The organism is Niveispirillum sp. GW835-FHT14G11 (assembly GCF_058793615.1).
Genome location: NZ_JBXAFZ010000009.1, coordinates 256,168 through 270,667 on the forward strand (window position 1 = coordinate 256,168; position 14,500 = coordinate 270,667).

The window sequence follows — 14,500 nt, forward strand, 5'->3', positions numbered from 1 at the left end:
TTGCAAGTCACAATCGTGGCGAAATGGTCATGGCCCGGTATGGGACATGCCTATAGTGGCGATCAGAAGGTCACCGGTCTGTAAGAGGGTGCGGGCGTGGAAGCCGTCAACGAGATGATCTTCCTGGCAGGTTTGCTGCTGTTGCTGTCCATTCTGGCCGGCCGCATCTCCTCGCGCCTGGGTGCGCCGCTGCTGCTGGTATTCCTAGGCTTGGGCATGCTGGCGGGGGAGGACGGGCCCGGCCGCATCCATTTCGGCGATTTCAAGCTGGCCTATCTGATGGGCTCCACCGCGCTCGCCGTTATCCTGTTTGATGGGGGGTTGCGCACCCATGCCGACACGTTCCGGTTGGCCCGCTGGCCGGCACTGAGCCTGGCCACTGGCGGGGTGCTGATCACAGCTCTGATCACGGGCGCCTTCGTCTGTCTCGTCCTGGATGTGGGCTGGATGGAGGGGTTCCTGGTCGGGTCCATCATCGCGTCCACCGATGCCGCGGCGGTGTTCTTTCTGCTTAATCTGCGCGGGCTGGCGCTGCGTGGCCGCATCTCCGCCACGCTGGAGGTCGAATCGGGCCTGAACGACCCGATGGCCGTGCTGCTGACCCTGCTGGCCGTCACCGCCTTGACCACACCGGGCGATCTGCAGCCGCTGCATCTGGTGCTGGAACTGGTGCAGCAGCTGGTGGGCGGCGTGCTGTTCGGCGTGGCGGCGGGTTTCGCGCTGGTCTGGCTGGTCAACAAGCTGGATTTGGCGGACGGGCTGTACCCGATCCTGGCCCTGTCCTTTTCCCTGTTCCTGTTCGGCGGCGCGCAGGCGGCGGGGGCTTCCGGCTTCATGGCCGTCTATCTGGCCGGCCTGATCCTGGGCAACCGCCCGCACAAGGCCGACCGGCTGATCCGCCGTTTCCATGACGGACTGGCCTGGCTGGCGCAGATCGGGCTGTTCGTGATGCTGGGCCTGCTGGTCACGCCGTCGCAGCTGGGTCCCTATATCCTGCCGGGTGTGCTGGTGGCGCTGGTGCTGATGCTGGTGGCGCGGCCTGTCGCGGTGTTTGCCGGCCTGCTGCCCTTCCGGTTCACCCTGCCGGAACTGACCTATATCTCCTGGGTGGGTCTGCGCGGGGCGGTGCCCATGGTGCTGGCCGCCATGCCGGTGCTGGCCGGCGTGCCCAATGCCGAGGTCTATTTCGCCGTGGCCTTTGTCGTGGTGCTGCTGTCGCTGCTGATCCAGGGCTGGACCGTGGGGCCGGCGGCGCGCTTCCTGGGCCTGCTGGCACCACCGCAGCCGGAACCACCCAGCCGGGCCGATGTGGACCTGCCCGACGGGGCGGGGCAGCTGGCCGTGTTCACGGTCGCACGCGACAGCGAGGCGGCGCTGAAGGGGCGGGGCAAGCTGATCATTCCCGAATCGGTGCAATTGCTGGCCCTGATCCAGAACGGGCGGCCCGTGCGGCCGGAGGATGCCAACAGGTTGCAGCCGGGCGACACGGTGCTGGCCATGGGCGACGGGTCGGCGCTGGCGGTCATGGACCGGCTGTTCGGCCGCAAGGTCGAAGCGTTCGATGAGGATCGGCCCGCCGGTGATTTCCAGATCCAGGGTGATATGCCGGCCATGGCTGTGGGTGGCATGTACGGGTTCGATGCGGGCGATGATCCGTCCCTGACGCTGTCCGGCCTGATGTGTCATCGGCTGGGCCATGATCCGTCGCTGGGCGACCGGGTGCGGGTGGGGGAGATGGACCTGATCGTCGTGGCCCTGGAAGGCGGCAATGTATCGGTGGTGGGTATCGACCTGACGCCGCCGGCCACAGGCTGGATCGGGTTCCGCGACCGGCTGCACGCCGCCGGCACCCGCATCCGACGCCGCCTGTCACAGCCGCTACGCCGGCAGGCCGCCACGGGGGACTGAACCTTCACGGTAAATTGGCACCCTGCCGGCACGGTGCCAGTTCATCAAGCCCTTGACCTTGAACGCCGGACAGGCACCCTGCTTTCATCGGACATGAATAATAACGGGTGTTCCTTCCATGATCTCTCGTCGTCATCTGCTGGCGCTGGGCGGTGGCACCGCCGCCCTAGCCCTGCTGCCTGTGCCCATCGTCCTCGCCGCCGAGGGGCCGGGCGACAAGGGGCTCTTTGCCTTCTTCGCCGAGATTTTTGAACGCGATATCGCGGAAAGCCCGCTGCGTGCCATGCAGCTGGGCCGCAAGATCGGCTATGACCAGCTGGACGATGCCAGCGAGGCCCGCGCCGTGGCGGAGCTGGAGCAGGCCAAGGCCGATCTGGCCCGCCTGACGCGGGAGTTCCCCGAGGACAAGCTGTCGGATACGGCCCGGCTCTATGCCCGCCTGTTCCGCGAGCGGGTTGAGGACCGGGTGGAGGATTTCCCCTGGCGCCACCACCAGTACATCCTGACCATGGTCAGCGGCCCGCACACCAACCTGCCGGTCCAGCTGATCAACCAGCACAAGGTGGAGAGCCGGGCCGACGCCGAGGCCTATATTTCCCGCCTGCTGCAATTTCCCCGGTATTTCGGGCAGGTCGAGGAACGGTTGCGTCTGGCGGAAGCTGCCGGCGTGCTGCCACCGCGCTATTTCTTCCCCGACCTGATCACCGTGTCGCGCAACCAGATCAAGGGCAGGCCGGTGGAGCCCGAATCGGGGGTGGAAGCGCCGCTATTCGCTGACCTTCGCGCCAAGATCGAGAAGCTGGACCTGCCCGCCGGCGAAAAGGCGGCCTTGGTGGAGAAGGCGGCGGCGGCGATGCGGGACGGCGTGGCGCCGGCCTATCTGTCGCTGATCAAGTGGCTGCAAGGGGCGGCGCCGCGCGCCAATCCCGACCATGGCGTCTGGCGCCTGCCCCAGGGCCAGGCCTTCTACGCCTCCTGCCTGAAGCGCTGGACCTCGCTGCCGCTGAGTGCCGATTATATCCACAAGACCGGTCTGGAGGAGGTGAAGCGCATCCATGGCGAGATCAGGGCCATCATGGCCAAGGTCGAGTTCAAGGGCAGCCTGACCGATTTCTTCAATTATACCCGCGACGATGACCGTTTCTATTTCCCCGACAGCGAGGAGGGGCGGGCGGATTATCTGAAACAGGCGGCTGCCTATGTCGATGCCATCAAGGTCAAGCTGGACCTGGTGTTCAACCTGCAGCCCAAGGCACCCATGGAAGTGCGCGCCGTGGAGAAATTCCGCGAGAAGAGCACGTCCAGCGCCTTCTATAACGGCCCCTCGCCCGACGGGAAGCGGCCCGGCATCTATTATGTCAACCTGTCCAACATGCGCGCCCGCCCGCGCTATGGGCTGGAGACACTGTCCTATCACGAGGGCATTCCCGGCCATCACATGCAGATGGCCATCGCCCAGGAACTGGACGGCGTGCCCGATTTCCAGAAATTCGGCGGCGGCTATTCCGCCTTCGGGGAAGGATGGGCGCTCTATACCGAGTATCTGGCCAAGGAGATGGGCTTCTTCCAGGACCCCTACAGCGATTACGGCCGGCTGGTCGCGGAGCTGTGGCGCGCCGTCCGGCTGGTGGTGGATAGCGGCATCCATGCCAAGCGCTGGGACCGGCAGAGGGCCATCGATTATTTCGTCACCAACACGCCCATGGACCCGATCGGGGCGGCGCGCGAGATCGACCGCTATATTGGCTGGCCGGGTCAGGCCACCAGCTACAAGATCGGCATGCTGAAGATCCTGGAACTGCGCGAGGCGGCGAAGAAGCGCATGGGGGCGCGGTTCGACATGCGCGGCTTCCACGACACGGTGCTGAAGAATGGTCGCCTGCCCTTGTCGATTTTGCAGGAGCAGGTTGAGGCTTGGTCCAAGGCGTAAGGGTAAAGATCGGGCCGGAACGCCGGTTCCGGCCCGGATTTTGATCAACATGCTTGAGTCTTGTCTCAATAAAATCGGCACAGAGGTCCGATAACCGCCAGCGACGGGGGAAGGGTCGTGCTACCCCTTTCCCCCGTCGCCATTTTCCGGGACCCGAGCCAGATGCGTCTGACCCTTTCCACCCTGTCCACACCCATCGGCACCGCCCTGATCGTTACCGATGATGCCGGCACCCTGCGCGCCCTGGATTTCGAGGATTACCGGCCGCGCATGGATCGGCTGCTGCGCCGGCATTATGGCAGTGCCGCCGTGACGGACGGGAAACTGCCCGAGCGTGTGGGCGATGCGATGGCCGCCTATTTCAACGGGGACCTGACGGCCCCCGACACCTTGCCCACCGCCACCAACGGCACGCCGTTCCAGACCCGCGTCTGGGCGGAGCTGCGACGGCTGAAGCCGGGGGAGATATCGACCTATGGCGGCATGTCGTTGCGCATCGGCCAGCCCAATGCGATGCGTGCCATGGGTCTGGCCAATGGTGCCAACCCCATCGCCATCGTCGTGCCCTGCCACCGCGTTATCGGCGCCAACGGGTCGCTGACCGGCTATGGTGGCGGGCTGCACCGCAAGGCATGGCTGCTGCGGCATGAGGGGGCGGATGTCACGGGGTGAGGGATGTCCCATCCTTCAACAATGCCGCCAGCAGCTCGAAATCGATGGTTTCCGGTTTGCGGAAGCGGATGCAGCCCTTGCCATGGTCCAGACGGGCCACGGCCGCTTCATGCTGTGGCGGGACCTTGATGCCGGTCAGGTACAGCGATACATGCTGCTTCTGGCTGGCAAAGGCGAAGATCGCGCGGCCATCGATGCTGTAGGCGGGCATGCCCCACTGCATTTCCTCCACATGTCCGGCCAAGCTTGCCCGCGCCACCTCCCGGATGCGGGACAGCCAGGGCAGGCGGGCGGGGTCTGCCTCGGCCAGATAGGCATCGACAGTGGCGGCCTTGGACTGCACCATGAAGATCTTCTCCTGCGTTGAAACGGGGGAGCATGGCGGCCCCGCCGGCCCGTCGCTTGACAGGCAGCCGCTGCTTGGCGCCCATAGGGCCCATCATGCCACGCGATCCCGCCCCCCGTCCCAGAACCCTTCGTCATGTCCGCGATCTGGCGGATCAGGGCCTGGTGGACACGGCCACCCTGCCGGAACTGGAGCGGGTGGCCGCCCAGTTCGCGGTCGCGGTGACGCCGACCATGGCCGATCTGATCGATCCGACCGACCCGCATGACCCGGTGGGCCGCCAGTTCCTGCCCGATGCGCGCGAACTGGACATTCGGGATGAGGAACTGGCCGATCCGATCGGCGACGATCCGTTCACGCCAGTGAAGGGCATCGTGCATCGCTACAAGGACCGGGTGCTGCTGAAGCCCGTGCATGCCTGCCCGGTCTATTGCCGCTTCTGCTTCCGGCGCGAGATGGTGGGGCCGGGGTCGGACGCGCTGAATGCCGACGAACTGGACGCCGCCATCGCCTATATCGCCGGCAATCCGGAGATCTGGGAGGTCATCCTGACCGGTGGCGACCCGATGATCCTGTCGCCCCGGCGCATGGGGGAGATCATTACGCGGTTGAACGCCATCCCGCATCTGGGGCTGGTGCGCATCCATACCCGCGTGCCGTTGGTCGATCCGGCCCGCGTGGATGGGGAGATGCTGGCGGCGCTGAAGGGCCCGCGCATCGCCACCTGGGTGGTGCTGCATGCCAACCATTGGCGGGAATTCGGGGATGAGGGCAGGGCGGCGGTGGCAAGGCTGGTCGATGCCGGCATCCCCATGCTGGGCCAGAGTGTGCTGATGGCCGGCGTGAATGACGATGTCGAGACGCTGACCCGCACCTTCCGCGCCATGGTGTCCAACCGGATCAAGCCCTATCACCTGAACCATGGCGATCTGGCCAAGGGTACATCGCATTTCCGTACCAGCGTGGCGGAGGGCCGTGCCCTGATCAAGGCGCTGCGCGGCGACGTGTCGGGCCTGTGCCAGCCCACCTATATCCTGGACATTCCCGGCGGGCACGGGAAGGTGCCGCTGACCGAAAGTTACCTGACGCCGGTGGCTGACGGAGAGTGGCAGGTGGAGGACCCGCGCGGGAACCGGCACGCCTATCGCGATTAATGTCCGGATTCAGGCATCTGCGGCCAAAGCGGCACTGGCTGAAAGGGCACCGGCACATTACATAGGATGCGGTTGCCCTCACGCATGGTTGTGGTGATGAAGAAACTCGGCCTTTCCGTGCTGTCCGCCCTGCTGCTGCTGGCCGGTGCCGCCCAGGCGGAGCCCGTCCGCTCCAATGTCGTGGCGACGGACAATGTGGAAACCTTCATCACCCTGGAAACCAGGGGTGTGGCGCCGGGTCAGACGGTCTGGGCGGCCCTGACCCAGAAGATCCGCCCGCACTGGCACACCTACTGGATCAATCCCGGCGACAGCGGCATCCCGACCGAGATCAAATGGACCCTGCCCGATGGCTGGAAGGCCGGTGCCATCGTCTGGCCCGCCCCCACCCGCTTTCCCATCGGCCCGCTGGTCAATTTCGGGTATGAGGATCAGGTGCATCTGCTGGTGCCCCTGAGCGTGCCGCAGGATGTGAAGCCGGGTGGCACGGTAAAGCTGGATGCCAAGGTCGACTGGCTGGTCTGCGAGGAGATTTGCATTCCGGAGAGTGCCGACCTGTCGCTGACCGTGCCGGTGGCGGTGGGTAGCGCCCTGCTGGACCCGGATGCGGCGTCGCTGTTCCATGACGCCCGGACCAGCCTGCCGGTACCCAGTGCCCATTTGGTCACGCTGGCGCCGGGCAGCGGCACGCACCGCCTGACCCTGGCCGACCCTGCCCTGCGGGGACACACGATCAGGGACGCCTTCTTCTTCCCCCACGATTACAAGGTTGCCAGTTCGAACGGTGCGCAGGAAGCGACCGTGGACGAAACCGGCCTGACCCTGTCCCTGGTGCCGGGCGGGGCGTTGCCGGAAGGGCCGGTCACCGGCGTCCTGCGCTATACCGAGGAATATCAGGGGCAGGAGACGGCGCATGTCCTGGCCTTGGAGGCCCGTGTTCTGGCCCCGGCCGTGGAGCCGGTGGTGGGCACGCCGGTGATCACACCAAGTGCCACCATCCAGACGGGCTGGGCCATGGCCTTGCTGCTGGCCCTGCTGGGCGGGGCGGTGTTGAACCTGATGCCCTGCGTCTTCCCCGTCCTGTCGATGAAGGCGCTGGCCCTGCTGAAACACGGGCCCGAGCATGCCCGCCGCCACGGGCTGGCCTATACGGCCGGGGTGCTGGTCTGTTTCGCCATCGTGGCGGGCGCCTTGCTGGCCCTGCGGGCCGGCGGGGCCGCCATCGGTTGGGGCTTCCAGTTGCAGGACCCGCCGGTTGTGGCCATCCTGGCCTATGTCATGCTGCTGCTGGGCCTGTCGCTGTCGGGCGTGTTCACGCTGGGCGGATCGGTGATGGGTGTGGGGCAGGGGCTGGCGGGCCGTGACGGGCTGGCCGGCAGCTTCTTCACCGGCGTGCTGGCCACCGTGGTGGCCACGCCCTGCACGGCGCCTTTCATGGGCACGGCCCTGGGCTATGCCATCACCCAGCCCTGGCCCGTGGCCCTGTCGGTGTTTCTGGCGCTGGGCCTGGGTATGGCCCTGCCATTCCTGGCCCTGTCCTTCTCTCCCGCTCTGCTGGCGCGGCTGCCGCGACCCGGCGCCTGGATGGACCGGGTCAAGCAGGTGCTGGCCTTCCCGCTCTACGCGTCCGCCGCCTGGCTGGTCTGGGTGCTGTCGATCCAGGCGGGGCCGGCGGCATTGGCCATCGTCCTGGCCGGCATGGTGGCCATCGGTTTCGCCGCCTGGCTCTATGGCCAGACGCGCTATGCGGGCACGGTCGGTCGTGGACTGGGCACGGGTGCGGCGCTCGCCCTGCTGCTGGGCGCCGTGGTCGGTGCCACGACCACCACGCCTGTCGCCGCTTCCCTAACGGCGGCCGGCGGCACCACCGCTGCCGGGTTCGAGCCCTGGACGCCGGCACGCCAGGCGGAGCTGACCGGCCAGGGCAAGCCGGTCTTCGTAAATTTCACCGCCGCCTGGTGCGTCACCTGCCTGGTGAATGAGCGCACGTCGCTGTCGGGCGACGCGGTGCGCAAGGCGCTGGCCGACAAGGGTGTGAGCTATCTCAAGGGCGACTGGACCAACCGCGACGCCACCATCGCCCGCGTCCTGGAAAGCCACGGGCGCAGCGGCGTTCCGCTTTATCTTCTGTACCTGCCCGGCAAGGCGGAACCGGTGATCCTGCCGCAGATATTGACGGAAGGGATCGTGCTGGAGGCGCTGGCGGGGTTGCCGGCGGCGTAGGCCCGCCCCGCAACCGACACGTGAAGACGGCGAAGGGGGGAACTTCTCTCCACCGGTCGTTGTTGCCCCTGAAGAGCAATGCCGGGGACGACGGGCCGCTATGTCCTTACGGATAGAACCCCGGGCGGGCTTGCGGCCCGCATACCGGCATCCTATCTTAGAATTATTCTAAGACGGGTGGGCGCGCCCGGGCCGCCCTTGCGGCCTGCGACCCCCGGGGAGAAGAGATCATGGCCTCTTATAACGATAGCGGCGAATTCCTGCGGAACTTCACGGCGCAGGCCAACCGTTACCCGATGCTGCTGCCGGAGCAGGAGGCGCAGCTGGCGCGCGACTGGGTTGAACATCAAGACCGCCGCGCCTTCGACAAGCTTGTCCATTCCCATATGCGCCTGGCGGTGAAGGTGGCGGGCAAATATGCGCGTTCGGGCTTGCCCATCGCCGACCTGGTGTCGGAGGCCAATATCGGTCTGGTCAAGGCCGTGCAGCGCTTCGATCCCGGCCGCGGCTTCCGGCTGGCCACCTATGCCCTGTGGTGGATACGGGCAGAGGTGCAGTCCTTCGTGCTGCATAATTGGTCGCTGCTGAAGGGCGGCAACACCGCCACGCTGAAGCGCCTGTTCTTCAACCTGCGCCAGACCCAGCGCCGGCTGGGTATCCATGACCGGGTGATGAGCGATGCGGAGGCCCAGAAGGTGGCCGAAACCCTGGACGCCAGCTTGGCCGACGTGCGCGAGATGGAACATCGTTTCGCAACACCCGTCAGCTCGCTGAACGTGCCGGTGGGTGAGGATGGCGACCATGAGGCCATCGACATGCTGGCCGACGAGACGGAAAGCGTGGAGGAACGGCTGGCCGAAATGGGGGAGTTGACGGCGCGTCGTGCCCTGATGAAGGACGCCCTGACCCAGTTGGGCGACCGCGAGCGGCACATCTTCGCCGCCCGCAACCTGGCCGACCAGCCGGTGACGCTGGAGACGCTGGCCCGTCAATATGGGGTCAGCAAGGAGCGTATCCGCCAGATCGAAAGCGGCGCCTACAAGAAGGTGGTACGCCGTGTCCGCTCGCAGGCGGAGGTTGCCCCCTCCGTACCCCCGATGGCGCTGGGCCGGCGCACGGCGGCGATGGCCATGGCGTGAATGAACAAGGCCCGGTGATCATGATGATCACCGGGCCTTCTTACAAACCGGTGCCCGAGGCTTTCCTACCCCTGCGCGTAGGCGGCGACGATGGGCAGGCGGGCGGCGCGCAAGGCCGGGAAGAAGCCGCCGATCATGCCGACGATCAGAGCCAGGACTACACCCTGGGTGATCAGGGCCGGGGTCAGGGTGAAGGTGAACACGATCTGGGTGAAGCCCTCGCCCAGGGTGGAGGTGCTGAACCCGTCGAAGGCCAGGAAGGTGATAACGGCTCCCAGCCCGCCGCCGATGGCCGACAGGACCAAGCTTTCCAGCAATGTCGCCACGAAGCTGGGGAAACCGCCGAAGCCCAGGCAGCGCAGGGTGGCGATCTCTCGCGCCCGTGCCGCCACGCTGCTGTACATGGTGTTGAGCGCCCCGGCCAGCGCCCCGATGGCCATGGCGATGGCCAGCGGCCAGCCGGCATTGCGGATCAGCTTTACCGTGCCCGATGATTGGCCGGCGAAATAGCCCTTCTCCGACGAGACCTCCAGCTTCAGGCGCGGTTCATTGGCAACATAGGTGCGCAAGGTCTCGATGGCGTCGGGGCTTTCCAGCCGCACACGCACGGTCTGGAAGCTGTTGCCACGGCGGAACATGGATTGCACCACGCTCACATCGGCCCACAGCTCGCTTTCGAACACCGACCCGTTCATGGAAAAGGTGCCGACGATCTTCCAGGTGGCGGTGCCCAGCTTCACCTCATTGCCCAGGTCGAAGCCGGCGAATTCCCGCGTCAGGCCCTCGCCCACCACGATCTCGTTGCTGCCCGGTTCGAACATGCGGCCCTTTGTGATGGTCAGCCCGTCGCGCAGCGCCGCGCCATCCTGCCCGATGCCACGCAGGGGCAGGTTGGATTTCAGGCCGGTGGAGCGCTTCTTGCCGTCGACGATGACGTAAAGCTCGGCCGATAGCAGTGGATTGCCATCGGGCTTGCGCACCAGGCCGGGTGCTTCGCCGACCAGGCGCACCTGATCCAGCATGACCACGGAATTCACCTCCTGCTGCGAACCGTCACGCAGCAGGATGGCGATATTGTCGGAGCCGGTGCCGTTGATGGTGCGCTGGAACCCGGCCGCCATGGCCAGGAAGGATAGCAGCACCATCACCACCAGCGCCACGGCCACCACGGTGGACAGGGACAGCCAGAAACGCTGTGGCAGGCTTTTCAGGTTGATGGCGGAGACGGCGAGGATCTGATTGAAGATGCGCATGTGATGTCTTCCCCGCTCACTGCCGCCCGAGGGCGGTGACGATGTTCAGCCGAAGCGCGTTCCAGGCTGGGATGATGCCGGTGATCAGACCCAGCGCCAGCATGATGGCCAGTCCCAGCGCCAGATAGGGCGGGGTCAGCGCCAGACCGGTAAAGCCGACCGACGTCTTCATCCAGTTCAACAGAACGGTTGCCAGCCCCAGGGCCGGCAGGCCGCCGATGGCCGCCAGCAGGATCGATTCGCCCAGCACCAGCTTGAAGATACGCGGCGACGGGAAGCCCAGGGTCTTCATCACCCCGATCTCCTTGGTGCGTTCGCGCACGGCCATGGCCATGGTATTGCCGACGATCATCAGGATGGTGAAGAACGCCGCCCCCACCACCAGGGTGATGATCAGGGTGATATTGCCCAACTGGCCGACAAAGGCCTGGTTGAACGCCTTCTCCGTGTCGGTGGCGGTTTCGGCCGGGGAATTGGCGAACATCTCGTCAATCGTCGTGGCCACCTTGGTGTTCAGCGCCTTGTCGGCGGTTTGCACCACGACCCAGCCGGCCGTATCCTGGCCGAAGGTCACCGATTCGTTGAAATAGGCATGGTGGAACAGGACATAGCCGGTATCCGCCTCCTCCCGCGCCGGCTCCATGATGCCGACCAAGGTGAAGTCCCAGGACTGCTTGCCGGTGCTCTTGTTGGTGTAGATGTTGGAGTTCAGCGGAATGCGGTCGCCGATCTTCCACCCATACTGGTTGGCAACCTTGCGTCCGATCAGCAGACCCGTGCGGTCGGCCAAGAAGGCCGCCCGCTGTTCGGCCGGCAGGGAAATGTCGTCGGCATAGATATCCAGATAGGATTCCGGATCGACGGCAAAGGTGACCAGCTGCTGCTTGGGGTCCTGGTAATAACCGCCGAACCAGTTTGCGTAGCTGGCATTGGCCACCCCCTGCACCGCGCGGATGCGCTCGATATAGGAGATGGGCATGGGCTGGGTGAAGTTGATCTTGTTGACGGTGACCAGCCGGTTCTCGCCCGCACTGCCGCCGATATTGTTGAAGCCGTTCTGCACGCCGGCCAGCACGCCGAAGATCAGGAAGGCGAAGAAGATCGCCACGATCATCAAGGCGGCGCGCAGCTTGCGGCTGAACAGGTTGGCCAGGATCAGGCTGAAGTCGGTCATGCCGCCACCTGCTCGACAAAACGGCCCTTGTCCAGATGCAGGACACGGGAGGCATAGCGCGCGGCTTCCGGGTCATGGGTGACCATGATGATGGTCTTGCCCATTTCCTTGTTCAAAAGCTGGAGCATGGACAGGATCTCGTCCGCGGTCTTGCGGTCCAGATCGCCCGTCGGCTCGTCGCAGAGCAGCATGCGGGGATCGGCGACGATGGCACGCGCAATGGCCACGCGCTGCTGCTGACCGCCCGACATCTCACGCGGGAAATGCTTGGCGCGTTCCGCCAGGCCGACGATCTGCAGGGCTGTCTCCACCCGCTTGCGCCGCTCGCCCGCCCCCAGCTTGGTCAGCAGCAACGGCAGCTCGACATTGCGGGCGGCGTTCAGCATGGGCATCAGGTTGTAGAACTGGAAGATGAAGCCGACATTGGCGGCCCGCCAGGAAGACAACTGCCCCTCGCCCATCTGGTCCAGCCGCTGCCCGGCGAAGGTGATGGACCCGGCCGTGGCGCGGTCGATACCGCCCAGCAGGTTCAGCAAGGTCGTCTTGCCGGACCCCGACGGCCCCATGATGGCAATGAAGTCGCCTGCCTCAATGGTCATGTCCAGATGGTCGAAGATGGTGATGGTTTCCCGCCCCTTCACGAAGCGCTTGGCCCCACCCTGGATGCTGATCAGTGCCGTCATGGTTCTTCCCCCAATTGCCGGCCGTTCCCGATGCCGGTTGATCAAAACGATATGGTTCAGTTCCCGGCCGGCCGTGCGTCCAGGAAGGTGACCTTGGCGCCCATGTCGGGCAGGACGCGGGTGTCGCGCTGTTCCAGCTTGATGCGCACCTTGATCGTGGCCTTGTCGCGGTTGGCGCGCGGCACCACCGCGATGACGCTGGCCGGGATCTTCCAGTCCGGATAGGCGTCCAGCAGCGCCTCCACCTTCTGGCCGGGGCGGACACGGCCGATATTGGCCTCGTTCACGTCCACCTCCACCTCCAGGCTGTCCATGTCCACCAGGGTGCAGACACCGGTGCGGGTGAAGCCGCCGGATGACATGGGCGAGATGATTTCCCCGGGCTGGGCGTTCTTGTCGATGACCACGCCGTCGAAGGGGGCCCGCACGATATGGCGGTCCATCGTCTCCGCCTGCCGGACCACAGAGATCCTGGCCACCTCCAGTTCGGCGCGGGCCCCCTTCAGCTGGGCGCGCAGGGTTTCGGTCCGCGCCTGCACACGCGTCAGTTCCGCCTCCGATGCGTTGGAGGCCCTGGACAGCGATGCAGTGCGGGTCAGAATGCGCTCGGCATCGCGCAGGTCGGCGCCGAGCCCTTCGATCTGCGCTTGGGCCGACGCGACGCGGGCCTTGGCCAGATCCAGGTCGATGCCGGCCAGGGTGGCGTCCAGCCGGGCCAGTTCCTGGCCCTTGGTCACCACCATGCCTTCATCGACCAGCACATCCTGCACCCGGCCGGTAATCTCCGCCGACACGGTGGCCGTGCGCCGTGCCACGATATAGCCCGACGCCACCAGCGTGTTGGACGGGCGCGGGGCGGAAACGGCACTAGGCGTGGCGGCGGATGCCGCCCCACCGCCCGCCGGCTGCGTGGTGCCGGCTGCGGCGGGCGCCGTCGCCGGACCGGGTTCATCGGCACCCAGCAGTGCCGGACCATAGACGCCGCCAGCCACGCCCAGGGCCAGCAGGGCGACGGCGCCCACCCCCTTCACCCAACCCGGCAGGCCGGACGGGGGCGGCAGACCCGCCGCAGGCGTCTCGGCCGGGCGTTCAATGGTCAGGGAGCGCAGCAGGTCACGTTTATCGGTCATCATATCCGTCCAGCATCCAGACAAGGTCCCCCACGGGCTCCCGGCCGGAACCGGAAGGGGGTGGGAGAGGTCGGGGCGGCTTGGATATCTGCATTGGAGCCTTGGTTTTCACGCCCGAATACGCGAAATAATCTCCCGCCTTCGTGAAACGTGCCCACCCGCCGTCCCCGGCCCCCCCGGCCCGTATGGCGGCAGCGACCCTAACATGGTTACCGCCGGAACCAAAGGGGAACGACAGCGCTGTCGAAATTCAGGCAGTCGTGCCTGGATATGAGGGGGCGGCAGCATCTGAGGCCCGGTGATCGTTTGCGATCATCGGGAATGGCAATCAGGCCAGCAGTTTCACCGTATAATGCACCAGCTGGTCGGCGCCGCCGGTGACGCTGTCATAGAGTGCTCGGGCCGGGGCGTTGTTGTTCCAGCTGGTCCAATAGACACGGGCCCAATTGTTGGCCCGTGCCGTGCCGATGATCCGGTCCAGCATGGCGCGGCCCACGCCGCGGCGGCGATGTTCGGCCGCAACGAACATGTCCTCCAGATAGCAGAACGGATGCAGCGACCAGGTATTGTCATGCAGGATCAGATGGCAGAAGCCGATGCCCGTCCCATCCTTATCACGGGCGATGAAGCCGCGCATGGAGGAGGTGGGGTCCAGCATCCGGGCCCAGATGATGTCGGTGGTCAGTGATTCGACATTGACGGTATAGCGCGTCAGGTACGCGGCCCAATTGCGGCGCCAGTCCGCTTCATCCTCGGGGGCGGGGGGGACGATGCTGAAATCCGCCACTGCGGGGAACTCCCGTTAACCATGCCAGCTGCAAGGTTACGTCCCGAGGCGTGTTCATGTCCAATGGCTTTACCCGTTTTGGGGGTGCGCCTGCAGGCTTG

At 65.9% G+C, this 14,500-nt stretch carries 12 protein-coding genes; 6 read left to right on the forward strand and 6 right to left on the reverse strand.

Annotation, left to right across the window (positions count from 1 at the left end):
- The first annotated feature begins 96 nt into the window (after positions 1 to 96).
- The 3 genes from AC1Q7F_RS18190 to AC1Q7F_RS18200 all read left to right on the forward strand — a co-directional run bounded on the left by AC1Q7F_RS18190 (position 97) and on the right by AC1Q7F_RS18200 (position 4,510).
- Positions 97 to 1,908: a potassium/proton antiporter gene (locus AC1Q7F_RS18190; RefSeq protein ID WP_492509407.1), complete on the forward strand. Its 1,812-nt coding sequence runs from the start codon at positions 97 to 99 to the stop codon at positions 1,906 to 1,908.
- 118 nt (positions 1,909 to 2,026) lie between these two features.
- Positions 2,027 to 3,838 carry a DUF885 domain-containing protein gene (locus tag AC1Q7F_RS18195; RefSeq protein WP_492509409.1) on the forward strand — a complete coding sequence of 604 codons (1,812 nt, stop codon included), beginning with the start codon at positions 2,027 to 2,029 and terminating at the stop codon, positions 3,836 to 3,838.
- 162 nt (positions 3,839 to 4,000) lie between these two features.
- Positions 4,001 to 4,510: a methylated-DNA--[protein]-cysteine S-methyltransferase gene (locus tag AC1Q7F_RS18200; RefSeq protein WP_492509411.1), complete on the forward strand. Its 510-nt coding sequence runs from the start codon at positions 4,001 to 4,003 to the stop codon at positions 4,508 to 4,510.
- Here the strand turns inward: AC1Q7F_RS18200 and AC1Q7F_RS18205 are convergent.
- The gene (locus AC1Q7F_RS18205; RefSeq protein ID WP_492509413.1) at positions 4,500 to 4,856 is read right to left on the reverse strand and encodes an iron chaperone; all 357 of its coding nucleotides are present in this window, start codon (positions 4,854 to 4,856) and stop codon (positions 4,500 to 4,502) included. The two genes, AC1Q7F_RS18200 and AC1Q7F_RS18205, sit on opposite strands and share 11 nt — an antisense overlap.
- A gap of 95 nt (positions 4,857 to 4,951) precedes the next feature.
- Here AC1Q7F_RS18205 and AC1Q7F_RS18210 point away from each other — a divergent pair, with 95 nt between their 5' ends.
- The 3 genes from AC1Q7F_RS18210 to AC1Q7F_RS18220 all read left to right on the forward strand — a co-directional run bounded on the left by AC1Q7F_RS18210 (position 4,952) and on the right by AC1Q7F_RS18220 (position 9,372).
- Entirely contained in the window at positions 4,952 to 6,010 is a 1,059-nt protein-coding gene (locus AC1Q7F_RS18210; RefSeq protein ID WP_492509415.1) for a lysine-2,3-aminomutase-like protein, read from the forward strand.
- Positions 6,011 to 6,106: 96 nt separating this feature from the next.
- Positions 6,107 to 8,233: a protein-disulfide reductase DsbD family protein gene (locus tag AC1Q7F_RS18215; RefSeq protein ID WP_492509417.1), complete on the forward strand. Its 2,127-nt coding sequence runs from the start codon at positions 6,107 to 6,109 to the stop codon at positions 8,231 to 8,233.
- Between the two features lie 230 nt (positions 8,234 to 8,463).
- Positions 8,464 to 9,372 carry an RNA polymerase factor sigma-32 gene (locus tag AC1Q7F_RS18220; protein WP_492509419.1) on the forward strand — a complete coding sequence of 303 codons (909 nt, stop codon included), beginning with the start codon at positions 8,464 to 8,466 and terminating at the stop codon, positions 9,370 to 9,372.
- A gap of 65 nt (positions 9,373 to 9,437) precedes the next feature.
- On the opposite strand, the gene AC1Q7F_RS18225 is transcribed toward AC1Q7F_RS18220, so the two are convergent.
- From AC1Q7F_RS18225 to AC1Q7F_RS18245, 5 genes are all read right to left on the reverse strand, one after another.
- Positions 9,438 to 10,625 carry an ABC transporter permease gene (locus AC1Q7F_RS18225; protein WP_492509421.1) on the reverse strand — a complete coding sequence of 396 codons (1,188 nt, stop codon included), beginning with the start codon at positions 10,623 to 10,625 and terminating at the stop codon, positions 9,438 to 9,440.
- 16 nt (positions 10,626 to 10,641) lie between these two features.
- Positions 10,642 to 11,799: an ABC transporter permease gene (locus AC1Q7F_RS18230; RefSeq protein ID WP_492509423.1), complete on the reverse strand. Its 1,158-nt coding sequence runs from the start codon at positions 11,797 to 11,799 to the stop codon at positions 10,642 to 10,644.
- Positions 11,796 to 12,482 (reverse strand): ABC transporter ATP-binding protein, encoded by a 687-nt coding sequence (locus AC1Q7F_RS18235; protein ID WP_492509424.1) that lies wholly within the window; start codon positions 12,480 to 12,482, stop codon positions 11,796 to 11,798. The genes AC1Q7F_RS18230 and AC1Q7F_RS18235 overlap by 4 nt, the downstream gene beginning before the upstream one ends.
- Before the next feature lie 56 nt (positions 12,483 to 12,538).
- Positions 12,539 to 13,612, reverse strand: a complete 1,074-nt coding sequence (locus tag AC1Q7F_RS18240; RefSeq protein WP_492509426.1) for an efflux RND transporter periplasmic adaptor subunit — start codon at positions 13,610 to 13,612, stop codon at positions 12,539 to 12,541.
- A gap of 328 nt (positions 13,613 to 13,940) precedes the next feature.
- The gene (locus AC1Q7F_RS18245) at positions 13,941 to 14,399 is read right to left on the reverse strand and encodes a GNAT family N-acetyltransferase (RefSeq protein ID WP_492509428.1); all 459 of its coding nucleotides are present in this window, start codon (positions 14,397 to 14,399) and stop codon (positions 13,941 to 13,943) included.
- Positions 14,400 to 14,500 lie beyond the last annotated feature (101 nt).